The following is a 24,753-nucleotide window of genomic DNA, read 5'->3' on the forward strand; positions in this document are numbered from 1 at the left end:
AACCACCTGCAAGAAAGCTGTTTGGAATCGAAAGGTCGCTATGATACAGCGAACCCCCACTGCGATAGAAGCCCGCCCACTCGATCACGACAATCGCACCTGGCAGCAACTGCTAGCTGATTCGATCACGACGCCCGAAGATCTCCTGCGACGTCTCGACCTGCCGGCCGGACGCTGGCTCGATGGTGCCCGGGGGGGGCATCGGCTGTTCCCGATCCGGGTGCCGGAGCCCTACCTGGAGCGAATCGAGCGAGGCAATGCCGCCGATCCCCTGCTGCGGCAGATCCTTCCGCTGATGGACGAAACCCAGGCGCGTGACGGCTACGTTCGCGATCCGCTGGCCGAGCAGGCGGCCACCCCCTCGCCCGGGCTGATACGCAAATACCGCAGTCGTGCCCTGCTGATGGTCACCGGTCAGTGCGCCATCAACTGCCGGTACTGCTTTCGTCGCCACTTTCCCTACGATGAACACCGCTTGTCGCCTGAGGAACGGGCAGGCGTCATCCAGGCGCTGGCACAGGCGCCGGAAGTCAATGAGGTTATCTTCAGCGGCGGCGACCCGCTGGCGGTTAATGACCGCCTGCTGGCACGCTGGGCCCGCGACCTGGCTACCGTTCCGCAACTTCGTCGCATTCGTATCCACAGCCGGCTCCCGGTGGTCATCCCCCAGCGCGTCTGCGATGACCTGATTGGATGGCTGACGGAGACCCGCCTGCAAACGGTCCTGGTGCTGCACGTCAACCACCCCAATGAGCTGGACCGGCAAACCCGGTCCGCCCTCGGCCGGCTGCGCGCCGCGGGTGTGACACTGCTGAATCAGAGCGTGATACTGAAAGGGGTCAACGATGACGCCAACACCCTCGCGGCCTTGAGTGAATCGCTGTTCGAGGCCGGTGTGCTGCCCTACTACCTGCACGCATTCGACCCGGTTGCCGGTGCACACCATTTTGACGTGAGCGATGACAAAGCGCGACAATTGGTGCGTAAGCTGGTCGAACGACTACCCGGTTTCCTGGTGCCGAAACTGGTGCGAGAGCAGCCCGGACGAGCCGGCAAGACACCGATAGACCTGCACTTCTGAGGCGATAGACGGAACCCGATCAGCGCACAAGTGTCAAATTTTGCAAACATGCCCTGTAGGTGGCTTTTTGTCGGACCTCTGCTATTTTACAGTGCGTGGACTAATAGTAATAAAGAGCTGTATTTTCGGCTTTTTTTGTGGGCCCCGTCACACTTCAGGGATGAAGGGTCCTGCAAGGGAAGTACAGCGACGCTCCTTCGCATGGCCTGAGCATAAAAACGAATGACCCTTAAACCAGATCTGACCGTACCCGAGCAAAAAATCGCCAGCCTTTCATTCTGCGATGCCACCCCCAAGGCGTTTCGGGACTGGACGCGCAACCTGCCCATGGCCAACGTCGGCGAGGCCTCACGACAGCTCTATCACGCCATTATCGAGTTGAACCAGCTGTTTCTTGCGCCTCAGACCCGGTTCCAGCTGCTGGAGCTGCTTCGGCCCAAGATCCGCTTCGTCTGTGGTGAGCTGGCCCGGCATTTCCTTGGCCACGCCGTGTCCCTGCCGGAAAAGCAGCGCAAGATCGCCAACCTGACCCAGGCCCTGCAGTTGCACCTGGCCAACGGCTATAAACTGTGTGTTCTGGAGTTGATCGACGAAGGCAACGTCGAGAAGAACCGGAAGTTCCTGGTCACCAGCTGCCACCGCGCCATTGCCGAACTTGGCGCCACGATCGTCCGCGCCCAGCAACTGTACTGCCCCAGCCCCGCACGCAGCTGGCTGGAGTGCCATCGACTGTTCCGCTTTGCCCAACGCAATAAACTGACCGATGCGGCGATCGAGGACGATACCCTGAGCCATCGGCGGGACAGCACCATTGCCGATGGCTACAAGCAGATCCTGCTGCTGGGCTGCGCCCGTCCCAACCAGCTCCGCCAGAATGAGCTGACCCAGGCCTACGAGCTCTTCGAACGCTGGACCGACCTGGTTCATTGCGGCTCGGAGCCAAACGACGACGCCCTGTTTGTGGTCCACATGGAGCAGGATTCCCCTCCGGTATACCGCAGCCTGGTGCAGGGCGGCAGATCCGGCGACGATTTTGGCTTCGACACCCGCAAGCTGTCCGAATGCATCGCTGAATACCTGCATGAACACGTTGAGCAGCGCAACCGGCGTTATCAGCCACGCATGCCGCTGCCGGCCGGCGTCAGTGACACCCTGTTGACCCATCTGAGCCAGGCCTTTGGCGTTCTCACCAAGCGCAATTTCAACCGTATCGCCAGCCAGGGCCGCCTGGAAATCTGCGTGGGCCTCACCGCGGCGCACTACTTCATTTCTGGCCAGAAAAGCTTCAAGGAATTTGTGGCGGGCAACGAACCCGAGGAAGTGGAGAACCGCTTCCTCGACACCGCCAGGCGCAAGGAGGACGCCTGGGCCGGAGCCTTCGACGCAGGCCCAAGCGAAGAACGCTCGCACGCCATAGACGCCCCCATCAACTTCCCGAGCCGCGCCGCCGACAGGGACGCCGGCAAGAACAAGCCCGTGGCCCATCAAGCCACCCTGGTCAACACCAGCCCCGGGGGCTATTGCGTCTCCTGGGATGTGAATCTGCCGCCGTCCATGCAGGCGGGGGAGATTCTGGGCGTGCGGGAGCAATCCAGCCACCCCTGGAGCGTCGCCATTGTCCGGTGGATTCGTCAGATCAAGAACCAGGGCACCCAGATTGGCATCGAATTGCTGGCCCCCAGTGCTGCGCCGTGTGGCGTCAAGTTGATTCAGAAGGTGGGCAACAGCAGTGAATTTCTTCGCGGCCTGCTGCTGCCGGAAATCAGCGTCGCCAATCAGGCCGCCACGCTGATCACCCCTCGCCTGCCCTTCCAGGCCGGCAGCCGTATCACCCTGCTGCACGACGGCCGGGAAGATCAGGGCCAACTGACCCATCGCATCGCGGCCTCCGGCAGCATCAGCCAGTTTGAGCTGAAATTGCAGAATAGCGCGCCTCTCACCGCATCGACGCCCTCACCCTCCTCCGGCACCAGCGAAGATGAGTTCGACTCGCTCTGGCCCTCCCTTTAGCCATCCGGTTCGCAACGAATGACCACAAGGGTTGTTATTAGCTGACAACCCTTGCATCATTCGGCATACATTAATGGAAATTCAGGGTTTCCTGCTGGCTGGTGTCCGGCCAGGTTAACTCGTTAGCCTACTGAGTCACTGAAAGCCTTGAGAGCAAGGCAGGCGCCCGTGCCTGCCAGCAACTCCGAAACCGACGACACGCCCTGATTACCACCTGGATTCCGATAACACCGGAACTGTCCGGCTTTCCTCATCCGCGAGACACCTGACGTATGCAGAAGAAGAATTCAACGGTTCACGTACTGATTCTCGACCCCTCACAGAACGATGCCGAAACCCTGGTGAGCCTGTTACGCAATTCCGGCCGGGCCACCCGGGCGCACCGCATCACCTCGGAAGAGGATCTGGAAGAAACGTTGAAGTCTGGCACCTGGGACCTGCTACTGGCCAGGGACATCGAGCAGGAATTCACACCGGATGCCGCTCTGGCCATGATCCGGCGCCTGGACAAGGACTTGCCATTCATTCTGCTCACCGACAGTTTCGACCGCGACCGTACCGTGGACATCATCAGGGCCGGCGCCCAGGACACGGTGCAGGCGGAACACACCGACCTGCTGGTGCTGACCGTGAAGCGGGAGCTGGCAGCCCTGGAGGAACGTCGTAAGCGCCGGTCCCTGGAAGCCCATCTGCGGGAGGCGGAACAGCGCTGCCAGCTGCTCCTGGAAAGCTCAAAAGACGCCATCGCCTACATCAACGACGGCATGCATATCTACGCCAACCGCTCCTACATGGACTTCCTCGGCTACGACGACCTCGACGAGCTGATGTGCGTGCCGATTCTGGACACCCTGACGCCGGACAGCCAGGCCAAATACAAGGAGTTCATGAAGGAGTTCGCGGACACCGGCAAGGACGGCATGAGCCTCAACTGTCAGGCGCGCCGTAGCGACGACCAGCAACTGAATGTCACCATGTCGGTCTCCTCGGCTACCTACGACAGCGAGCCCTGCACCCAGGTCGTGATTCAGCCGGAATACAGCGATGCCGAACTGGAGGAGAAGCTGCGCCAGATCAGCAGCCAGGACCTGCTGACCGGCCTGTACAACCGGCAACACTTCATGGACGAGCTCGCCTCAGCCGTTACCCAGGCCACCGAAGGCAGTGAACCGGGTGTGCTCGCCTACATCGCCCTGGACAACTTCATGTCGATCAAGAGTCAGCTTGGCATTGCCGGCGCCGACCTGCTGCTGGGTGATCTCTCCGCCATTCTCGAAGAACAGGCCGGAGAAGACATGGTGCTGGCCCGCTTGAGTGATGACGCATTCGGGCTTCTGGCCACGCCGTGCGAGGACAAGGCCATGCTCGACACCTGCGAGCGCCTGCGCAAGACCATTGCGGACCACCTGTTTGATATCAACGGCCGCACGATCCCCCTAACCGTCAGCATCGGTATTGCCGCCATCACCGAGAATGCCCCGCAGGCGGCCGACATGCTGGGCCGCGGGCATACGGCCTCGGCCGAAGTGCGCAAACAGCAGGGTCACGAGGACGGCAACGGGATCGTGGTCTACAACCCCGCCGAGGCCGAAGGCCTGGGTGAAGCCAGTGCCGCCGAGGCTATCCAGGACGCGCTGGATGAAGACCGCTTCCGCCTGCTGTACCAGCCGATCATCAACCTGCGTGGCGAAGGGGAAGAACACTACGAAGCCACCGTCCGCATGATCGACAAGGACGGCGAGGAGGTATCCCCCTACGAAATCCTGCCGCCGATGGGACCGTCGGAAATGGCGGTGAAGATCGACCGCTGGGTCATTCTCCAAACCATCAAGCACCTGGCCTCCCACCGTTCGCGGGGACACGATTCCCGTCTGTTCCTCAATGTTTGCGCGGAAACCATCCAGGACAAGACCTTCACCCCCTGGCTCAGCGTCGCCCTGAAAGCCGCAAGGCTACCGGGGGATGCCCTGATCTTCCAGATTCGGGAGGGCGACGCCAACAATCACCTGAAGCTGGCCAAGGAATTCGTCAAATCACTGCATGAACTTCACTGCAAGGTGTCGCTGGGGCAATTTGGCGGTGCGCTGAACCCGTTCAACACCCTCAAGCACCTGGATGTGGACTACGTGAAGATCGATGGCTCCTACACCGAAGAACTTCAGAAGAACGACGAGGCGAAGGAGCAGGTCAAGACCATGATCAAGGAGCTGCAGTCCGCCGGCAAACTGACCATTATCCCGATGGTGGAAAACGCGGTGGTACTCTCCACCCTGTGGCAAGCCGGGGTCAACTACATCCAGGGCTACTACGTGCAGGCGCCGGTTCCGGAAATGAACTACGACTTCGGGGAGCAATAACCCCGTCGGACGGCCCCGGCAGGAACTGATGGGAGGCCACCGCGGGCCTCCCGGAAGACCCTCAGCGGTTCTCGCTCTCGCGGAATCCGATCAGGTAGAGAATGGCGTCCAGCCCCAGCGTCGAGATCGAATGCCGGGCCGACTCCTTCACCAGCGGCTTGGCCCGGAAGGCCACCCCCAGGCCGGCCTGGCTCAACATGGGCAGGTCGTTGGCACCATCCCCCACGGCAATCACCTGCTCCCGCGAGATGTGCTCCTTCTCGGCAATCTCCAGCAACAGCTGGGACTTGCGCTGGCCATCGACGATGGGACCGGAGACCCGCCCCGTCACCTTGCCGTCAACAATCTCCAGTTCGTTGGCATAGACGTAATCAATGCCCAGCTTGCGTTGCAAGTGGCGGGCAAAATAGGTGAATCCGCCGGACAGGATCGCCGTGCGATAACCCAGGGACTTGAGCCGCTGGATCAGGTGCTCGGCCCCCTCGGTCAATTTCAGCCGCTGGGCAATCTTCTCCAGCACGGACTCGTCCAGCCCTTTCAGCAGACCCAGGCGTTCGGCAAAACTCTGGCTGAAGTCCAGCTCCCCCTGCATGGCCCGCTCGGTGATTTCGGCGACCTGATCGCCCACACCCGCCTCCCGGGCCAACTCGTCGATCACCTCAGCCTCGATCAGGGTCGAGTCCATATCGAACACCACCAGACGGCGGTTGCGACGAAAGATGGAGTCCTCCTGGAACGCAATGTCCACGTTCATCTCCGCTGCGATGTGGAGGAAATCCGAGCGTAGCTGCCTGGCATCCGAGGGCGCACCGCGCACGGAAAACTCAACACAGGCGATGTGGTTCTCGGCTGGATCCAGAGACGGTCGTCCGGACAGGCGGGAGATGTTATCGATGTTCAGCCCATAACGGGCGGTGATGGCCGATACCCTGGCGATCTGCTCGGCCTTGATGTCCCTCGACAACAGGGTCACGATGTAGCGGGCACGGTTACGGCCTTCCGCCCATTGCTGGTACTCCTCGGCGGTGATCGGCGCAAACCGTACCTGCAGGTCCAGGGCATGCAGACGGAACAGCAGGTCCCGGATCACTGGCGGCGCCTTGGACTCATCGGGTATCTCCGCCAGGATGCCCCAGGTCAGGTGATCATGGATCACCGCCTGGCCAATATCGAGAATCCGCACATCGTAGCGCCCCATGATGCCGGTGATCTCCGACGTCAGTCCGGGCTTGTCTCGCCCGGACACATTAATCAAGACCAGCTCACTCACTGTCGCTTTGCTCCTTGTTGTCCGGTGCGCGAATCACCTCAATGCCGTCAACCCGCTGCAGGCCGCGGGGCAGTTTGTGCCCCCGACGGCCACGCTCGCCCAGGTAGTGCTCCAGGTCGCGGAACTGGAGCCCAAGCTTGCGCTTGCCGGCCCGAATTTCCAGTTGATCCGTGTCTGCGAACACCGCGGTGGCGACGACAAACTCTTCCCGGTTCTGGACCCGGGCCCCGGGAATGCTGATGATCTTGTTGCCTTTGCCCTTGGCCAGTTCCGGCAATTCACTGAGCGGGAACACCAGCATGCGCCCCTCATTGGAGACCGCCGCCAGGTAGAGATTGGCCGCCTCCCGGGGCAGCAGCTGAGGCGGCATGATGCGCGCCCCCTTGGGCACGGTCACCACCGCCTTGCCGTTACGGTTCTTGCTGATCATATCGTCAAGGGATGCCACGAAGCCGTAGCCGCCATCGGTCACCAGCAACACCTTCTGCTCCGACTCCCCCATCAGCAAGCCGGCGAAAGTGGCACCGGAGGGCGGGTTGATACGTCCGGTCAGGGGTTCCCCCTGCCCGCGGGCCGACGGCAGCGAATGGGCCATCAGCGCGTAGGCGCGCCCGGTGGAATCGAGGAAGATCGCCTGCTGGTTGTTGCGGCCACGGGCCGCCAGGGCGAAGCGGTCACCGGACTTGTAGCTGAGCCCCTCCGGTTCGATGTCGTGGCCCTTGGCCGCGCGCACCCACCCCTTCTCCGACAGCACCACCGTGACCGGGTCGTTGGATACCAGGTCCGTCTCGCTGAACGCCTTGGCTTCGCCGCGCTCGACGATGGGGGAACGACGGTCGTCGCCGTACTGTTCGGCGTCGGCCTGCAATTCGGCCTTGATCAGGTCCCGCAGGCGCTCTTCCGAGGCGAGGATGGCCTGGAGCTCATCACGCTCGGCGGACAGCTCGTCCTGCTCGCCGCGGATCTTCATTTCCTCCAGCTTGGCCAGGTGACGCAGCTTGAGTTCGAGGATGGCTTCGGCCTGGTCGGCCGACAACCCGAAGCGCTCCATCAGCACCGGCTTGGGCTTGTCCTCATTGCGGATGATCTCGATCACCTCGTCGATATTGAGGAACGCAATCAGCAGACCTTCCAGGATATGCAGCCTTGCCAGCACCTTGTCCAAGCGGTGCTGGAGACGGCGACGGACGGTGGCTCGCCGGAAACTCAGCCATTCGGTCAGCAGGGTTCGCAGGTCCTTCACCCCTGGACGACCGTCGTTGCCGATCACGTTGATGTTGACCCGGTATGTTTTTTCAAGGTCCGTGGTCGCGAACAGGTGGGTCATCAAGCCGTCCAGATCCACCCGGCTGGACCGGGGCACGATGACCAAGCGGGTCGGGTTCTCATGGTCGGATTCGTCACGCAGATCCGCCACCATGGGCAGCTTCTTGCCCTGCATCTGCTGGGCAATCTGCTCCAGGATCTTGTTGCCGGAAACCTGGTGGGGCAGGTCGGTAACGACAATTTCACCGCTTTCATTGATCCAGCGCGCCCGCATCCGCAGGGAGCCTCGGCCGGTTTCGTACATCTGCCGCAAGTCCTTGCGGGGAGTGATCAGCTCCGCCTGGGTCGGAAAATCCGGCCCCTTGATGTGCTCGCAGAGCTCGTTCACGCCGGCATCAGGTTCGTCCAGCAGCCGGATACAGGCGGCCGTGACTTCACGAGCGTTGTGGGGAGGGATATCGGTGGCCATCCCCACCGCGATCCCGGTGGTGCCGTTTAGTAGCACGTGGGGCAGCCGGGCCGGCAGCGTTGCCGGCTCCTCCATGGTGCCGTCGAAGTTGGGCACCCAGTCCACCGTGCCCTGACCCAGTTCGCTCAGCAACACCTCGGAGAACGCCGTCAGACGGGATTCGGTGTAACGCATGGCGGCAAACGACTTGGGATCGTCCGGCGACCCCCAGTTGCCCTGGCCGTCCACCAGCGGGTAGCGGTAGGAGAACGGCTGCGCCATCAGCACCATGGCCTCGTAGCAGGCACTGTCGCCATGGGGATGGAACTTACCGAGAACGTCCCCCACGGTCCGCGCGGACTTCTTGTACTTGGCAGTGGATTTCAGCCCCAATTCCGACATGGCGTAGATAATCCGCCGCTGCACCGGCTTCAGGCCGTCGCCAATGTTGGGCAGGGCCCGGTCGAGGATGACGTACATGGAGTAGTCGAGGTAGGCCTTCTCGGTATATTCCTTGAGGGAGACCCGTTCAAACCCCTCGTCCGTCGTCTGAAACTCTGGCATGGATGCCTCTTACTGACTGTTATGAATTCCCTCTGCCGTAGTGCTCCTTCAAGATCACCCTGAAGAAGCACTACGGCGGCACCTTATTGGTCGCTCATTATATGGAGCCAGGGACTCCGACACCAACCCTATTGCGGGCAACCCGACCGCCAGCGGAGCAAACCGCCACCCCTTTCCAATAGCGGAATTCACGAATGGAGGAGTTAGCCGCCTGGCCCTATTCTGCCGGCAGATGATACGCCCGTCTGTATTGACGAAAGCCAGAGCGAAGTCTATGACCACAAACCTCAAAGCCTGTCTGCGCGCCATGCTGACCGCTCTGATCAACGGATCACTGGCCCTGTTGCTGATGCTCCTGGTCGAGTTCGCCATCAGCGGTACGCTGCGCATCACCGCCCCCTACCTGTGGGCCGGCCTGCTGATATGGGTGGTCATTTTTGTGGCCCAGTTCCTGCGCCAACGACGCCTGTGCCGCTCCAACCAGGCTCACCACCAGCCTTCAGCCTGCCACACGCGCCACTGAAACGCCCGCCTTGCCGACTTAACACAGGTCAGCCGACCGTAGCCCCCAGGTCTCAATCGTTCAGTCCGCAGACTATCAGGAAGATTTCGTCGTGAAGCCACTGCTGGGCTGGGGAAGGAATGGGTCAGCCCCGGGTCTGGCCCGGAACTGACCCCGAGAGGGGTAATTCGGAGGGGTTACTGACGCACACCCTCGATCGAGATGATCATTTCCACCGTTTCGGAGGCGGGCCCCAAATCCATGGGGATGCCAAAGTCTGCGAGCTTCAGCTCGGTTTCCGCCTCAAACCCCATGCGGTAGCCCCCCCAGGGATCTTCGCCGTGGCCAATCAGCTCCGCGTCCAGCGTGACCTCCCGGGTGACACCGCGCAGGGTCAGGTCACCAATGATATCCGCTTCATCGCCGTCCTCATCCACCACAACACGCTTGCTTTCAAAGGTGGCCTGGGGAAATTCGTCCACGAACAGGAAGTCTTCACTGCGAAGGTGCTTGTCTCGCTCGGCGTGATTGGAGTCCACGCTGGCGGTATCGATGGTCACACTGACCGAGCTCGCGGCCGGGTCATCAGCGTTGAAGTTGAATTCGCCTTCAAATTCATTGAAACGGCCATACAGCCAGCTGTAGCCCAGGTGAGAGATCTTGAACATCACGAACTGATGCGCGCCTTCCTTGTCGAAGGCATAGGTTCCCGCCCCGTCATCGGCCTGAACCCCGGAAGTCAATGCCGTAGCCGCAATGGCCGCAACCAACCAACGCTTCTTCATATCAATTCTCCTTATTACTTGCCCGCAGGCGTTTGGTAAAAACGGTATCGTCAGGACCGGGGCGACAACCCGCACATCCGGCGCAGGGTTTCATCCCGATCAATCACGTGATGCTTAATGGCAGCCAGGCCATGCAACACCGCCAGAAGCACCAGTGCCCATGTACTCCAGTAGTGGGCATCCCCGGCGATCTCTTCCAGACCATGAACCCGGCCGGTCACCGATGGAACCTGGAACCAGTTGAACACCTGGATAGCAGAGCCATCGGCGGTGGAGATCAGATAGCCACTGGCCAGGGCGGTAAAGATCAGTAAATACAACACCCCGTGGGTCGCATGGGCGAAGACCACTTCCCAGCGCCGGTGACTGGGCAGAGGCCCGGGCATGCGATGAGTCAGGCGCCATATCACTCGGAACACCATCACCGCCACCAGCAACAGACCAATGCTGCGGTGAATATGCGGTCCGGTGCGGTACCAGGGGTGGTAATAGCCCAGATCGACCATGTAGTAGCCAAGACCAAACAGTCCGAACACGACCAGCGCCACGCTCCAGTGCAGCAGAATATGAGTGAAGCCGAATCGCGCTCCCGTGTTTCCCCGCGCCATGCCGTAATGCCCTTCCCTTAAATTCAGTAACTTGTGCCGATGCAGTGTAGGAATCCGGAACGGAAAAACCAATCGAAATGTTTTGGCTGGCTCGTTCAGTTTTTTTGATCAAGCCGACAGCAAAAAAACAACGCCTTTGCCGGCCGACCTCTGGTGGGAGGGGCGCCTTTAGTCGTATTCGGGTTTTACGGATTGAGTGAATTTTTGCAACTAATAGACTTTGTATCTATCAGCGACCACCCAAAGGAGGAGGTACCATGGAAGTCGAATTTGACGAAACCGTCGTCGTCCCCAGCAACAACTAGTCCCCTTTCCGGCGAGCGCCGCCCGTTCCCTGTCCAGGAGGTGGCGGCATCACGCCACTCGCCCTCATTGCGCACTGACCGCGATTGTCAGTAGCAAGTTGGCGGAAAGTCTGGCAAGCTCTTCAGGTTTCTCAACAATAATGAAGAAACCGTAAGACTGCAGGCGCCGCTATTGTCGCAAAGATCGACCGGCCGCTGCATCAGCCGTTTCACGATGTCAGTAGTGCTTCATGTCAAAGTTACTGCCTAAACCGCTGGCGACCACGGAACTCGGACTGATCGATCCGTTGCTGAGCCAAAGCGGCTCTTGCTGGAGTGCCGACTATCAGGGCCTGACGCTCAAAACCGCGCTACAACCCATCTACAGCATTTCCCACAAACGGGTAGTCGGCTATGAAGCCCTGGTACGGGCCTTTGACAACGACCGGGCCCGGGTTCTGCCATTGCACCTGTTTCAGTTACCCCGGGACGCTGCCGAAAACCTGCTGCTCGACCGGTTGTGCCGGTACCTCCACCTGCAGAACTACGCCGCCTTCAACGACCCAGTCAACTGGCTGTTCCTCAACGTGTCGCCGCGGGTGGTGGCCAACGGCCGCCAATGCGATTCGTTCTTCGGCCAGCTACTGGAACACACGGGTCTGCCACCACACCGGGTGGTCATCGAAATTGTGGAACAGCCCACCGATGACGCCACCCTGCTGCAGGAGGCCGTCAATTACTACCAACACCTGGGCTGCCTGACGGCAATAGACGATTTCGGCGCCGGCCACTCCAACTTCGAAAGGATCTGGAACCTGTCTCCGGACATCGTGAAGCTGGACCGCTCTCTGCTGATTCGCGCCACCGGCGACGCCAAGGCTCGGCACATCCTCAACGGCATTGTCTCACTGTTACACCAATCCGGCTGTCTGGTTTTGCTGGAGGGCGTGGAGACCCGGGATCAGGCCATGATCGCCGTTGACGCCGGCGTTGATTTTGTACAGGGGTTCTATTTCTGCCATCCGACCACCGAGCTGCCCACCTTGTCCCGGGGGGCGTCGGAGATCACCGCCGTACTGGCGGACTACAAAAGCCACAAACGCCTGGACCAGGACCCAACCACACAGCTGATTCCCCATTTCAGTGACTTTTTCCTTCGTTCGATCCAGCTGCTGAACGAGGGCGCGCCCCTGGCCCGGGCCTGTCAGGACTTGCTGGCACAGCCGGCAGTGTCCCGCTGCTACCTGATGGACATCAATGGCATACAGAGAGAGCGGACCGCCGTGGCAGCGGCGCCCGAGAACCTTCAGGACCCCCGCTTCCTGCCGCTGGAGAATACCGAGAATGCCGACTGGTTCCGCCAGAACTACCTGAAACAGGCCGTGGCCCAGCCCAACATCCTGCAGGCCAGCGCCCCCTACCTGTCGGTCACCGGTGCCCACATGTGCATTACCCTGTCACTGGCATTCAAGCGGGGCGAGCGTCTCCAGGTCCTGTGCTGCGACCTGCTGGCCAACCAGGTGGATCGGTTGGGCCAGCGCCCGCTGACCGCTCAGAACGGAAGGTTGTAGACCAGGCCGATCGCCACCACACTGACCAGCCCGATGAACAGGTTGAAGGGCAACCCCACCCTGACGAAATCCAGGAACCGGTAACCGCCGGGGCCGAACACCATCATGTTGGTCTGGTAACCCAACGGCGTGGCAAAGCTGGCCGATGCGGCCATCATCACGGCAATGACAAAGGGCTCCGGGGCCACGCCCAGGGTGCCGGTCATCGACAATACTACCGGCACCACCAGCACGGCGGCCGCGTTATTGGTAATCACCTCGGTCAGTACCGACACCACCAGATAGACAAGCAGCAGCGTCAGCCAGGGATGACCGGCGCTGAGCGTCAGGATTTCGGTCGCCATGTAGCCAGCAGCCCCGGTGGACTCCAGAGCCGCCCCCAGGGCAAAGGAGGCGGCAATGGTCAACAACACCGGCACGTCCACTGCCTTCTGCGCCTGGCCCACCGAACAGCAGCCGGTGACAATCATCAGCGCGGCCCCCACCAGTGCCGCGTTCAGCATGCTCAGCACCCCCATCGCGGCGGCGCCCACCAGCGCCAACAGGATTCCCCAGGACAAATAGGCCCGATCGTGCCGCGGCGTCTGCGTATCCAGGTCATTGATCAGCAGGAAATCCTTGGCATACCGCTGACGACTGATAAAGGCGGGACGCGCCTCCAGCAGCAGGACGTCGCCGGGCTTGAGCCGAATATTGCCCAGGTTACCGGATACCCGCTCGCCACCCCGGGCGACCGCGAGCACCACGGCACCGTAGCGGTCGCGGAACCGGGCATCCCGGATGGTGAGGCCCAATACATCAGACTGCGGCGACAGGGCGGCTTCCACCAGGCAACGCTCGGCCCGGTCCTGACTGAGGCTGGGTTCGTCCTCATGGACTGACGGCACGATGCCATTGATCCGCAGAAGATCGGAAATGGCCTGGGTGTCTCCCGCAAACACCAACCGGTCCCCGCCCCGCAGCCGTTCCTCGGAGGGCACCGCCGTCACCACACTGCCGTCCCGCTCGATCTCCACCAGGTACAGCCGCTCCAACTCCCGCAGGCCGGCCTCGCCGACGCTCTTCCCCACCAGGGGGCCATCGAAGGCCACTGCCACCTCGAGGGTGAACTCCCGCATAGAGCCAAACTTCTGTTGATCCTTGCGATCCGGGAGCAGTCGCGGGAGAAACACCAACATGGTCAGCAGGCCGATGATTGCCACCGGCAAGCCCACCGCCGTGATGGAGAAAATGGAGAATCCGGGGTCCCCGGTCAAGTCCCGGTACTGGCCGTTAACAACCAGGTTGGTGCTGGTCCCGATCAGCGTCAGGGTGCCGCCGAGGATGGCGGAGTAACTCAGCGGCATCATCAACTTGGACGGCGCAATGCCAATCTTGCGGGACCAGGCATGCACCGCCGGGATCATGGTTGCGACCACCGGCGTGTTGTTGAGAAAACCGCTCAGGAGGGAGACCGGCAGGGCGATACGGGCTTGCGCCGAGCGAACGGTGCGGGGGGAGCGCAACAGGTACTGAACCAGCAGATCGACACCGCCGGAATGGTGAATGCCCGCCGCCACCACAAACATCGCCACCACGGTGATCAGGCCACTGTTGCTGAAGCCCGACAGGGCCTGCGCGGAATCGATGATGCCGGTGGCGCTGAGCAGGATCATCACCCCCAGCATCACCAGGTGCGGGCCCAACCGGCCTATACTCATCAGCAGCAGCGCCAGCCCCGCCAGGCCCAGCGCGAACCAGCCTTGCCATTCCATACGACTTACCCAGGGTGGAAAAGCGCAAGAATAACGAAGATCGCCAAGTCAGAGAAAGAATAAAGAATACTTTTGAAAGCACTAATAGGCATTAGCGGCCAGGGTGGCGCACCAAGTCCGCCGCTGTCCCCACTCCACACTCAGGCACTCAGCCAAAGCAGCCCTATCCCGACAGGATCGCTCCGATAGAGCATAGATTGGGTAAATCAGGCGGGAAAATGGCTTTAATTGGCGGGACCTCCCATGGATCACTCCTTTGCCAAGGTTGCCATGGAGTTCCGGGGCCAGACCAACAGGGCCAACAAGGTCACAGCTGCGCTCGCTGCCCCGAACCAGAACGGTGCCGCTAACCCCAGGGGAACGCTCACCGAGCCGGCGATCAGGCCCGCCGCCACACCGCCCCACTTGGCACCGCTGTCCAGCGACCCAAACAGCCGACCGCTGTATTGCGACACCAGTGAATTGCTGACTAACCGATGAAGCCCGATGAAGCACAGCGTCATTCCCCCGCCCATGACTACACGCCCAGGTATCAGCTGGACCCAGTCAGCCGCGACCGCCTGGACTGGCATCGCCAGCACCAGTAATCCTAGGCCCACCGCAAAGATATGGACGGCTGGAACGGGCTCGGTCAGACGAACTGTCGCCCAGACCAACAGCAGGTAAACCAGATGAGGCAGACTGAACAACAGCCCCGCCTGCAGCGTCGAAGCGCCGGTTTCCTGCGCGAAGGAGACAAAGTACGGAAAAGTCACGACGGTACAGAAGGAAAACCCGAACTGGAGTCCATAGATCAACCCGCACGGCCATTGGCCACCACGCGTCGAAGGCGTATCGTCCCGAGCAGACCTGGGGCCGACTTCGGCTCGCGGTTGCAGGGTGGCCGGCCCACACCAAAGAATCAATGCGGCCAGCAGCGGCACTAGGGCTAGATAGCCATAGAGGGTCAGGGGATCAACCTGCATCACCAAAAAGCCGAACAACGCCGGCGCCACAACCATCGCCGCCCGCGCTGACCCCTGCATGAGATTCAGGTAACGAGCCAGCGCCTCACCACGCACGAACGTACTGAGATAAGCGTTGGATGCCGCAAAGGTGCCGCCAAATACGCCTTGTACCACCAAGGCCAGCATAAATATCCACAGGCTATCGGCCAAACTGGCCAAACCGAAACCCAATGCCAGCCCAAGCTGGGCCCGCAACAGCGACACTCTTTTGCCGAAGCGATCGGCAAACCGCCCCCACCAAGGACTCGTCAAGGCGGTGCACACCGGAGGCACCACATAGCTCCAGCCGACCAGAAAGCCGGCACTAACACCAAGCGAATCCGCAAGAATGAAGCCAAAAAACGGTGGCATGCCCAAAGCCGCCAAGGCTGCGGTGAAATGGCAGAATAACACCAGCATCACCCGCCGCCGCTGGGAGCTATTCTTAACGCTGCCTCTATTCGTCTCCGGTCTGATGAGGTTTTGGCGGGAGCGGTGGGACATACCTCTCATCAACTTCTTGGCCTTGTTCGGAGTTGTTTGGGGCGGGACTCGCCTAAAAAACCGCAAAGATATGGGATCCGGAGGCTGTGACCGCTGGAAGGCGGTGCCATGAGTCGGTTATTAAAGGCTTCGCTGGTGGGTCGCTCGGTACCGCCACGACCCACCCGGTGATCGCCGGATTCAGTTAGAAATCCAGTTGCGCTGAAACCAGATAAGCTCTACCTGGCGCGGGTACCCGTCCAACCGGGCTCACATCAACGCCACGAAAGTAATAGTCATCATCCAGCAAGTTGTTCACCGACAGCGCCAGACGCAGGTCGCGGGATTGCCCGACGTTGAAATCACGACCAACCTCGGCGTTCAGCAACACGTAATCCGGCAGTTCACCGGCACTGCCGTCGGCGGTTTCTTCGTCGGTATTGCCGGCGTCGCTAAAGCTCTCGCTGACATAGTTGCCGGTCAGGCTGGCGTTCCACTGCTGGTAGTCATAAGCGGCACCGGCGGTCACGTGATGACGAGGCGCATTCGGCAGCTCATTGCCCTTGTCATTACCACTTCGCTGCTCAGTGTCTAGGAACGTATAGCCCAGCCGGAACGACAGGTTGTCGGTCGCCTGCCACTGATTATCCAGCTCGACGCCCTGATGCCGGGTTTCACCCAGGTTCTCGAAACGGCTGGTCGTTCGGTTGAACTGAATCTGGTCCTCATAATCGATGCGGAACAGGGTAGCCGACGTCAACAGGTCCGGACGTACCTGAACACGGCCGCCCAGCTCATAGTTCCAGGCGGTTTCGTTTGCCACCTCGCCTTCGCGAGATACCTGGGCGATCTGGACCGGCACCAGCGACCGCTGGCCATTGGCGAACAGGAACACCTCGTTGGAGGCCTGATAGCCGACGGTCAGCCCCGGCAATAACTCTTCTGCGTGGTTGTCCTGATCCGCGTTAGCAACATTGTCAGTAAAGTCCATTTTGACGTTTTCGTAACGCAGGCCCGGGGTGACCGTCAAACGGTCGTCCATGAAGCTCATGGTATCGCTGACATAGACCGCCACGGCTTCGGTATCCAGGGACCAGTCACGGACATTGCTGGTGATTCCCGTGGCCAGTTCCTCGCGATTCACCAGGAACTGCACGTCTTCCATGACATAACGCGCGCCGACCATCACCGTGTGGTTACCCTGGCGCAGCGTCAGACGCGGCTCGGTACCATACACCTTGAACTGCCGCGGCGAATCCGCGACGAGGGTGGACGGGATGGCAGGATCCGCCCAATGACCGCCGCTGCTGAAGTTCTGGCCAAAGTCGAAGGTACGGTCTGCATCGTGGGCGAAGTTGCGCCACTCGAATTTGACATCGTCACTGGGTGTATACACCCACTCCAGGGTGCCTCGCAGAATGTCGGCATCAAATTCATCGAAGGGACGCTGGGACTGGGTACGGTCTTCCCGGTAGGCGTCCGGGCTCAGGGCGCCGGGGAGTTCCGCTCTCACATCGTAGTACTGCAACTGGCCAGCCACTTCGTGCTCTTCGTTAATGAAATAACGGCCCCCCAGGATGACATTGTCGACTTCGGTGTCGCTGTGATCGCGGAAGCCGTCGCCGCGCTGGACATTGGCCTGAAGCTGAAGCGCGAGTTTATCGGTCACGTGGCCACCGGCGCGGTAGTAGGTGTCGCTGAAGACGTTGCCGGTTTCTTCGGCAATGGTCAGCTGCTGACGGAGCGTCTGCTCAACTTCGTAGGGGATCGGACTTGTCTCGAAGTTAAGTACACCGCCGACGTTATTGGGGCCATAGTGCACCGCTGCGCCGCCGCGCACGATATCGACCGCGTTGATACTGGCCATGGTCACCGGGAACAGAGACACGCCCACGTTGCTGTAGGGGCCAAGCGCAATCGGGTAACCATCCACCAGCAACTGCACCCGCTCCGATCGCAGCGGATTCAAGCCCCGGACGCCGATATTTGGCAGCACACCGGTACCGGTTTCATCCAGCACCTGCACACCGGGCGTCGAACGCATCGCATCCTCCAGATTAAGGGCGCCACGTTGATGCAACTCTTCCTGCTCAATCACGGTACGCGCCCCGGTGTAGGTTCGCGCGGACTCGTTGGTAGACGCACCGATCCAGTCGCCAACCACTTCCAGCACGCCAAGTTCAACCGGCTCCTGGCCAGAATCCTGCGCCAGAGCGACACTTGGGGCGCTCGCGACCAGCAACAGCGGCAACCAGGTGGAGGTGCCGCTACCAAGGCGTCTAATTGCGCAGGCCAATGGTCGTAACGGGGTGTTGGGGTGGTTACTCATTCTTTGCAAACTCCTCGTTGAACTGCAATACATTTACAAATGCGTCTTACTTGTTTTCAGAAGTCAGTGAGCCACGGCCTCACAGCCAGAGGATCCGCAATGCTTGGTCTAGTTCGAGAAAGCTCTGTCGGTGGGATTTCAAGCCGCGGAACAGCAACCCTCGATCTTCACCAATTGCACTATGTGCCCATGACGAAGCCCATAATCGACTTGAGATGCAGGGCGCAGCGGGGCGCCATCACGTTGGCAGGCGAGGACGCTATGATTCAAGCGGGGAAACCTTAACGCTAACCATTATCATTTGCAAATCTGTAGTTTAAGGAAGAGTGGAATCGGCAGGACAAGTGCCGGGATAGCGGGTCCGACTCGACCTGTCCCCGAACCCGGAAGACGCGGGCCAGCAGGTCTTCGGTCAATGTTGAGGCGGGTTCGCCGTGGGCGACAATGCGTCCCCGCTCCATCACCACCAGTTGATGAGCATAACGCGCGGCTTGATTGATATCGTGCAGCGACATCACCACGGTGAGGCCATGCTCCCGGTTCAAGTCCGTCAACAACTCCATCACCTCAAGCTGATGGCCCAGGTCCAAAAAGGTGGTGGGCTCGTCCAGCAGCAGAATGGGCGCCTGCTGCGCCAGCGCCAGGGCGATCCACACCCGCTGCCGCTCCCCCCCGGATAATTGGGAAAGCCGCCGTGAGCCATACGCAGCCAGACCGGTGGCAGCCAGCGCCCAGGCCACGATCTCGTCATCTTCCCGGGAACGGGCACCCCAGAAACCCTGATGCGGTGAACGTCCGTAATGCACCAGCTCGCCCACCAGCAGCCCCTCTGGGGCCACCGGGTGCTGAGGCAGCAACGCCAATTGCCGTGCCAACGCCTTGCCGGGCCACTGCGCGAGCGCTCGATCACCGAGCACCACCTGACCCGAGACTGGCTGTAACGACCCGGCCAGTGCCTTCAACAAGGTGCTTTTTCCCGAGCCGTTCGGCCCCAGCAGGCAGGTAATCGCGCCCTCGCTGAGGGTCAGCGACAAATCGTCGAGCACCCGGCTTTTGCCATAATCGACACAGATCTGTTGAGCGGATAAGCGCATAGTTCTCTCCTTAGCCTGGCAACTGGCGTCCGGCAGGTCCACTCAGAGGCGCCCGGACCGGGCACGTCATGACTGGCGCCTGAGCACGTAAATGAAAAAGGGCACCCCTACCAGTGATGTCACCACGCCCACCGGCAATTCATTGACTCCAGGCATTGACCGTCCCACGCCATCGGCAGCCACCACCAGCAACGCCCCCAGCACCCCACTCAACGGTAGCTGTCGGCGCATGTCAGAGCCGACCAGAGCCTGGGCGATTGGCGGTACCAGCAGCCCTACAAACCCCACCGGCCCAACCATGCCCACGGCGCTGGCTGCCAACAGGCTTGCTACGACCAGACTCAAGCCACGCCACCTGGTGACCGACAACCCCAACGACGACGCCGACTCTTCGCCCAGTTGCAACAGGTTCAACGGCTTCGCCATGACGGGCAACAACAGCAGACCCAGCACGCTCCACGGCAACAGGGCCCAGACATAGAGCCAATCACGGCCATACAGTGTGCCCGCCAGCCAAGCCAGTACGGTTTCAGCATTGGCGTGCCCCCAGCCGGCAAGAATCCCGCCCACCAGGGCATTCAACACACTGGCCACGGCGATCCCGCACAGCACCAGTCGCATCGGCGTCAGACCTCCGGCCGCACTAAGCCGGAAGACCAGGCCTGCGGCGAGCAACCCACCAGCCGTGGCCGCCCAGGGCATCATATATAGGACCGACACTTGCCAATCCCAGACCGCCAGGGTCAGCACGCCATCGGTGGCGAACAGAAACAGCAACACCGCCAGCAAGCTCGCACCGCCTGAGATACCAAGAATATGGGAATCCGCCAGCGGATTACGCAACACCACCTGCAGGATGGCCCCGGCCATTGCCAGCTGACCGCCCACCAGCAACCCCAGTAACAGCCGCGGCATACGCAGTTGCCAGAGTACCTCGGCGGCCACGGCATCAGGCCCTGCCGCCGCATTCACCGAAGACCAGAGGCTCTGCCAAAGAACGGCGAACGGTATGGACACGGGGCCCGCCAGCAGGTTGATCAAAATCGCCGCCATCGCCAGCAGCATCAGCCCCAGCGCCATCATGGGACGATACCGTGACGACTGCAGCGACCATCCTGGACTCGACATCAGATCCCCTCCCGGTTATAAGCGCTGGCGGTAAATCAAGGCGATGAATCCCGCTCCCCCAAGGGTGGCGGTAAACAGCCCCACCGGGAGTTCGGCTGGCGCCACCAACGTTCTGGCAGTTACATCGGCCACCACCATCAACCACGCACCCAGACAAGTGGCGACGGGCAATAGGCGGCGCTGATCGTCGCCCACCAGGACGCGGGCAAGGTGAGGAATCACCAACCCAACGAAGCCAATAGGTCCAGCAACGGCCACCACCTGCGCGGTCAGGAAAACCGCCAGTACCGCCAACCCCAGACGCCAACGCCAAACCCGTATGCCCAGACTTCGAACCACCTCGTCCCCGAGGGCTAACAGATTCAACTGGCGCCGGAACACCAGCGCCAGCAAAAGCCCCGCTAATGAGGTCGCGCCGATCAGTTCCAGTTGCGGCCAACTGCGCCCCAACAAGCCACCGGCCATCCAGAAGAACAGCTCGTCGGCCGAGGAACCCACGTTCAACAGCACGGCGGTCACCACCGCGCTGCACAGAGCGGTGACCGCCACGCCCGCCAAGGCCAGGCGCACCGGTGCCAGCCGCCCGTTCCAGGCAAGGCCAATGCTGGCCGCCGCCCCCAGCACCCCACCCACCAGTGCGGCATACGGGCTCGCAGTTGCCGGCCAGGACGAGTAGCTCATGACTAGCACGACCCCCAAGGCACCGCCGGCCATCACTCCGGTCAGGCTTGGCGAGGCCAACGGGTTGCGGGTCACCGCCTGCATCAATACGCCCGCAACGGCCAGATTCGCTCCCACCAGTAACCCCAGCAGTGTTCGTGGCAATCGAAGCTCCCAGACCAACACCTTGGCCAAGCCCCCCTGCTCTCCTAGCAAGACCTCGATGATCGCGGAGGCTGCCACCGGTACGACCCCCAGGCTCAGGCTCATCAGGATCAGCACAAGAGAACCGGACAAAGCGACCAGTCCCCAGCCCCCCCAACGAAACCAGGGTGCGGCCTGCTCGGAAGCCATTACAGGGTCTCCAAGCTATGGCTGCGAATAAGCTCCGGCATGGCCGGTGCAGGAAACGTTTCAGGGTAAAGGAGATGCGCCATCTCTTTCAGGATGTATCTGCGGGCAATGGGCCCAGCACCTTCCTTCCAGTGCTGCCCCACCTCATAAACACGTCCGGTGCGAACAGCTTTGAGATAGGGCCAGATTGGATTGTTGCGGTACGCCTGCTGCTGAATGGATGGAAAGACGAACAATACATCCGGGTCCAGCACCAGCAGCTCTTCCAGGCTAATCCGGTAGCCCAGGCTCTGACCTGCTTCCCGGGGTGCCGAGCCAACCACATTGACGCCGTTGAGTCGGTTCAACAGATAGGCGGGTAAGAAATTGTCGTAGTAGGCAAAGGGGGTTTCGCTGCTGGACACCAACAGCGCTGCACGAACGCCCCCAGGAGCCGCCTGGCCCAGGCGCTCCACCTCAGCGACGAACTCCCGGTTCAGGCGTTCGCCCTCCTGCTCAAGCCCCAGCGCGCGACTGACCTGACGCACCGCCCGCAAGCTGTCTCGGTAGCTGATCACGTTAAAGGCCAGATAGGGCGCCAGCCGTTCATACTGGCGCTCGTAAGGCTCGGTGTAGCGGCGAATGGCAACAATCAAGTCCGGCTGTACCGCCGTGAGCAGTTCGAGATTGGTTTTCGCCCGCGGTCCCAGGCTTGTTGCCCCGCTGACCCGGTCCCCGAGATACAGCGGCAGTGGTTGGTCAGCAAACGTCGATGCCGCGACCGGCGGTACTCCCAAAGCCACCAAAATATCGGCCGCAAACGTGGAGATCGCCGCCACCCGCTCGACATTCTGCGGCACCGTCACCCACACTCCCCGATCATCCTGCACCCGACTGGCAGCGCGAGCAGCTTGCGAGATTAAAATAAAAACCAGTACAGCTGTCAGAGCGACTGCCCCAAGCCGTTTTATCACCGATCTTGCCATGCCTACCCCCGCCAAGATATGCCACCCCTTGGGTCAAGGACCGGAATTCTAATGCGTCATATTCTCATTTTCAAATGAGACTAATGACCAATAAATCGGACAACCGATACTGGGATTGCAAGGATTAAAGCGTCGATTCAATCGGGCAAACAAGAAAAGGCCAGTTGTTGAACGATGGTTGCCCGACTTCAATAGGTGGGATGGGCAAGCACCAGCTTGCCCCATAAATCAAATAAAGAGATGTGTCGAAGACCCGGTTATACCACCAGGTCCGCCATGTTGCCCTTGCTTTCCAGCCAACTGCGCCGGTCCGAGGCCCGCTTCTTGCCCAGCAGCATGTCCATGCGCTCGTCGGTTTCATCCCCTTCTGCCAGGGTCAGCATCACCAGGCGTCGGGTATCCGGTGCCATAGTGGTCTCCCGCAACTGCAGTGGGTTCATTTCACCGAGGCCCTTGAAGCGGGTGACCTGGATCTTGCCCCGGCGCTTCTCCGCCTCCAGGCGGTCGAGGATGCCCTGCTTCTCGTGCTCGTCCAGGGCATAGAAGGTTTCCTTGCCCAGGTCCACCCGGTACAGCGGCGGCATGGCGACAAACACGTGCCCCGCGGCGACCAGGGGTCGGAAATGCTTGACGAACAGGGCGCATAACAGGGTAGCGATGTGCAGGCCGTCGGAATCCGCATCCGCGAGGATGCAGATCCGGTTGTATCGCAGGCCGGCCAGGTTGTCGGACCCCGGGTCCACCCCGATGGCGACCGCGATATCGTGCACTTCCTGGGAGGCCAGAATCTCGCCGGAATCCACCTCCCAGGTGTTGAGAATCTTGCCCCGCAGCGGCATGACCGCCTGGAACTCCCGGTCCCGGGCCTGCTTGGCGGAGCCACCGGCGGAGTCCCCCTCCACCAGGAACAGTTCGGCGCGGCTGGTATCGGCGCCGGAGCAGTCCGCCAGCTTGCCCGGCAATGCCGGGCCGGAGGTCACCTTCTTACGGGCGACCTTCTTGCTCGCCCGCAGGCGGCGCTGGGCGTTGCTGATGAACAGCTCCGCCAGGGCCTCCGCCACGTCGGTATGCTGGTTGAGCCACAGGCTGAAGGCATCCTTGACCACCCCCGAGACAAACGCCGCCGCCTCGCGGGAGGACAGCCGCTCCTTGGTCTGGCCGGAGAACTGGGGATCCTGCATCTTGAACGACAGCACGTAGCTGCAACGTTCCCAGATGTCTTCCGGTGACAGTTTCACCCCCCGCGGCAACAGGTTGCGGAACTCGCAGAACTCCCTCATGGCTTCCAGCAAGCCGGTGCGCAGGCCGTTGACGTGGGTACCCCCCTGGGCCGTGGGAATCAGGTTGACGTAGCTCTCGGTGACCGCCTCACCGCCTTCCGGCAGCCACTGCAGGGCCCAGTCCACTTCCTCGGTGTTGCCGGAGAAGGTGCCAGTGAACGGGTCCAGCGGTACCGCCTCGATGTCGGCGAGGGCGGTGCGCAGATAGTCCCGCAGTCCATCCTCATAGAACCACTCGTCCTTCTCGCCGGTGGCCTCCTGCAGGAAGGTGACCGTGAGCCCCGGGCACAGCACGGCTTTGGCCCGCAGGTTGTGACGCAGCCGTGTCACCGAGAATTTGGGGCTGTCGAAGTAGCTGGCATCGGGCAGGAACTGCAGCCGGGTACCGGTGTTGCGTTTGCCAACAGAATCGATGACCTCGAGCTCTGACGCCTTCTCACCGTCGGCGAAGGTCATGCGATGGAGCTGGCCATCCCGTTTGATGGTGACTTCCAGGGTCCGGGACAGGGCATTCACCACCGAGACCCCTACCCCGTGGAGACCGCCGGAGAAGTTGTAGTTGCCCTGGGAGAACTTGCCGCCGGCATGAAGCCGGGTCAGGATCAGCTCAACCCCAGGCAGCCCCTCTTCCTTATGGACATCCACCGGCATGCCCCGGCCGTCGTCTTCCACGCTCAGCGAGCCATCGCTGTGGAGCACCACGTCGATACGGCGGGCATGGCCAGCCAACGCCTCGTCAACACTGTTGTCGATCACCTCCTGGGCCAGGTGGTTTGGACGGCTGGTATCGGTGTACATGCCGGGCCGCTTGCGGACCGGGTCCAGGCCACTCAGGACTTCAATGGCATCGGCGTTGTATTGTTTCTGGCTCATAGAAGAGACATTACTCCAGGCAAAACCCATCAACTTGTTCAATGGGCCTCTAGCTTAGGGATTCCCCGGCAAAGATCAACGGTTGTTTTCCGGAGGCAGGC

17 protein-coding genes are annotated in these 24,753 nt (G+C 61.2%); 5 read left to right on the forward strand and 12 right to left on the reverse strand.

Features of this window, described 5'->3' with window-relative positions:
- Positions 1-40 precede the first annotated feature (40 nt).
- The 3 genes from epmB (at position 41) to R3175_RS10495 (ending at position 5,448) form a co-directional block, all read left to right on the forward strand.
- Positions 41-1,081: an EF-P beta-lysylation protein EpmB gene (epmB, locus tag R3175_RS10485; protein ID WP_318944221.1), complete on the forward strand. Its 1,041-nt coding sequence runs from the start codon at positions 41-43 to the stop codon at positions 1,079-1,081.
- A gap of 222 nt (positions 1,082-1,303) precedes the next feature.
- Positions 1,304-3,091 carry a GTPase gene (locus R3175_RS10490; protein ID WP_318944222.1) on the forward strand — a complete coding sequence of 596 codons (1,788 nt, stop codon included), beginning with the start codon at positions 1,304-1,306 and terminating at the stop codon, positions 3,089-3,091.
- Positions 3,092-3,363: 272 nt separating this feature from the next.
- On the forward strand, positions 3,364-5,448 hold the full coding sequence (locus R3175_RS10495) for an EAL domain-containing protein (protein WP_318944223.1): 2,085 nt from the start codon (positions 3,364-3,366) through the stop codon (positions 5,446-5,448).
- 61 nt (positions 5,449-5,509) lie between these two features.
- On the opposite strand, the gene serB is transcribed toward R3175_RS10495, so the two are convergent.
- Complete coding sequence (gene serB, locus R3175_RS10500) at positions 5,510-6,718, reverse strand: phosphoserine phosphatase SerB (RefSeq protein WP_318944224.1); 1,209 nt, start codon at positions 6,716-6,718, stop codon at positions 5,510-5,512.
- Complete coding sequence (gene parC, locus R3175_RS10505; RefSeq protein WP_318944225.1) at positions 6,711-8,996, reverse strand: DNA topoisomerase IV subunit A; 2,286 nt, start codon at positions 8,994-8,996, stop codon at positions 6,711-6,713. Before parC ends, serB begins: the two co-directional genes overlap by 8 nt.
- 274 nt (positions 8,997-9,270) lie before the next feature.
- Between parC and R3175_RS10510 the strand changes: the two genes are divergently transcribed.
- Positions 9,271-9,519 carry a hypothetical protein gene (locus tag R3175_RS10510; RefSeq protein ID WP_318944226.1) on the forward strand — a complete coding sequence of 83 codons (249 nt, stop codon included), beginning with the start codon at positions 9,271-9,273 and terminating at the stop codon, positions 9,517-9,519.
- A gap of 176 nt (positions 9,520-9,695) precedes the next feature.
- Here the strand turns inward: R3175_RS10510 and R3175_RS10515 are convergent, their stop codons facing one another.
- On the reverse strand, positions 9,696-10,283 hold the full coding sequence (locus R3175_RS10515) for a YceI family protein (RefSeq protein WP_318944227.1): 588 nt from the start codon (positions 10,281-10,283) through the stop codon (positions 9,696-9,698).
- 50 nt (positions 10,284-10,333) lie between these two features.
- Positions 10,334-10,891, reverse strand: coding sequence for a cytochrome b (locus tag R3175_RS10520; RefSeq protein ID WP_318944228.1), 558 nt, complete (start codon positions 10,889-10,891; stop codon positions 10,334-10,336).
- Between the two features lie 535 nt (positions 10,892-11,426).
- Here R3175_RS10520 and R3175_RS10525 point away from each other — a divergent pair.
- Positions 11,427-12,746 (forward strand): EAL domain-containing protein, encoded by a 1,320-nt coding sequence (locus tag R3175_RS10525; protein ID WP_318944229.1) that lies wholly within the window; start codon positions 11,427-11,429, stop codon positions 12,744-12,746.
- Here the strand turns inward: R3175_RS10525 and R3175_RS10530 are convergent.
- The 8 genes from R3175_RS10530 to parE form a co-directional block, all read right to left on the reverse strand.
- Entirely contained in the window at positions 12,728-14,500 is a 1,773-nt protein-coding gene (locus tag R3175_RS10530; protein WP_318944230.1) for an SLC13 family permease, read from the reverse strand. The genes R3175_RS10525 and R3175_RS10530 overlap by 19 nt on opposite strands.
- A 248-nt stretch (positions 14,501-14,748) precedes the next feature.
- Positions 14,749-15,906: an MFS transporter gene (locus R3175_RS10535; RefSeq protein ID WP_318944231.1), complete on the reverse strand. Its 1,158-nt coding sequence runs from the start codon at positions 15,904-15,906 to the stop codon at positions 14,749-14,751.
- Between the two features lie 268 nt (positions 15,907-16,174).
- Positions 16,175-18,298 carry a TonB-dependent siderophore receptor gene (locus tag R3175_RS10540; protein ID WP_318944232.1) on the reverse strand — a complete coding sequence of 708 codons (2,124 nt, stop codon included), beginning with the start codon at positions 18,296-18,298 and terminating at the stop codon, positions 16,175-16,177.
- Positions 18,299-18,585: 287 nt separating this feature from the next.
- Positions 18,586-19,392: an ABC transporter ATP-binding protein gene (locus tag R3175_RS10545; RefSeq protein WP_318944233.1), complete on the reverse strand. Its 807-nt coding sequence runs from the start codon at positions 19,390-19,392 to the stop codon at positions 18,586-18,588.
- A gap of 66 nt (positions 19,393-19,458) precedes the next feature.
- A complete protein-coding gene (locus R3175_RS10550) occupies positions 19,459-20,520 on the reverse strand; it encodes an iron ABC transporter permease (protein WP_318944234.1) in 1,062 nt (353 codons plus the stop codon).
- 15 nt (positions 20,521-20,535) lie between these two features.
- The gene (locus R3175_RS10555; RefSeq protein WP_318944235.1) at positions 20,536-21,534 is read right to left on the reverse strand and encodes an iron ABC transporter permease; all 999 of its coding nucleotides are present in this window, start codon (positions 21,532-21,534) and stop codon (positions 20,536-20,538) included.
- Positions 21,534-22,379: an ABC transporter substrate-binding protein gene (locus R3175_RS10560; RefSeq protein WP_318944236.1), complete on the reverse strand. Its 846-nt coding sequence runs from the start codon at positions 22,377-22,379 to the stop codon at positions 21,534-21,536. The genes R3175_RS10555 and R3175_RS10560 overlap by 1 nt, the downstream gene beginning before the upstream one ends.
- A 377-nt stretch (positions 22,380-22,756) precedes the next feature.
- Positions 22,757-24,652, reverse strand: coding sequence for a DNA topoisomerase IV subunit B (parE, locus tag R3175_RS10565; protein ID WP_318944237.1), 1,896 nt, complete (start codon positions 24,650-24,652; stop codon positions 22,757-22,759).
- Between the last annotated feature and the right edge of the window lie 101 nt (positions 24,653-24,753).

It is taken from the genome of Marinobacter sp., from assembly GCF_033722735.1.
GTDB lineage: Bacteria > Pseudomonadota > Gammaproteobacteria > Pseudomonadales > Oleiphilaceae > Marinobacter.

Coding starts and splice junctions, on each gene's coding strand:
- epmB (WP_318944221.1), top strand. CDS start 41: ATGATACAGCGAACCCCCACTGCGATAGAAGCCCGCCCACTCGATCAC.
- R3175_RS10490 (WP_318944222.1), top strand. CDS start 1,304: ATGACCCTTAAACCAGATCTGACCGTACCCGAGCAAAAAATCGCCAGC.
- R3175_RS10495 (WP_318944223.1), top strand. CDS start 3,364: ATGCAGAAGAAGAATTCAACGGTTCACGTACTGATTCTCGACCCCTCA.
- parC (WP_318944225.1), bottom strand. CDS start 8,996: ATGCCAGAGTTTCAGACGACGGACGAGGGGTTTGAACGGGTCTCCCTC.
- R3175_RS10510 (WP_318944226.1), top strand. CDS start 9,271: ATGACCACAAACCTCAAAGCCTGTCTGCGCGCCATGCTGACCGCTCTG.
- R3175_RS10515 (WP_318944227.1), bottom strand. CDS start 10,283: ATGAAGAAGCGTTGGTTGGTTGCGGCCATTGCGGCTACGGCATTGACT.
- R3175_RS10520 (WP_318944228.1), bottom strand. CDS start 10,891: ATGGCGCGGGGAAACACGGGAGCGCGATTCGGCTTCACTCATATTCTG.
- R3175_RS10525 (WP_318944229.1), top strand. CDS start 11,427: ATGTCAAAGTTACTGCCTAAACCGCTGGCGACCACGGAACTCGGACTG.
- R3175_RS10530 (WP_318944230.1), bottom strand. CDS start 14,500: ATGGAATGGCAAGGCTGGTTCGCGCTGGGCCTGGCGGGGCTGGCGCTG.
- R3175_RS10535 (WP_318944231.1), bottom strand. CDS start 15,906: ATGCTGGTGTTATTCTGCCATTTCACCGCAGCCTTGGCGGCTTTGGGC.
- R3175_RS10540 (WP_318944232.1), bottom strand. CDS start 18,298: ATGAGTAACCACCCCAACACCCCGTTACGACCATTGGCCTGCGCAATT.
- R3175_RS10545 (WP_318944233.1), bottom strand. CDS start 19,392: ATGCGCTTATCCGCTCAACAGATCTGTGTCGATTATGGCAAAAGCCGG.
- R3175_RS10550 (WP_318944234.1), bottom strand. CDS start 20,520: ATGTCGAGTCCAGGATGGTCGCTGCAGTCGTCACGGTATCGTCCCATG.
- R3175_RS10555 (WP_318944235.1), bottom strand. CDS start 21,534: ATGGCTTCCGAGCAGGCCGCACCCTGGTTTCGTTGGGGGGGCTGGGGA.
- parE (WP_318944237.1), bottom strand. CDS start 24,652: ATGAGCCAGAAACAATACAACGCCGATGCCATTGAAGTCCTGAGTGGC.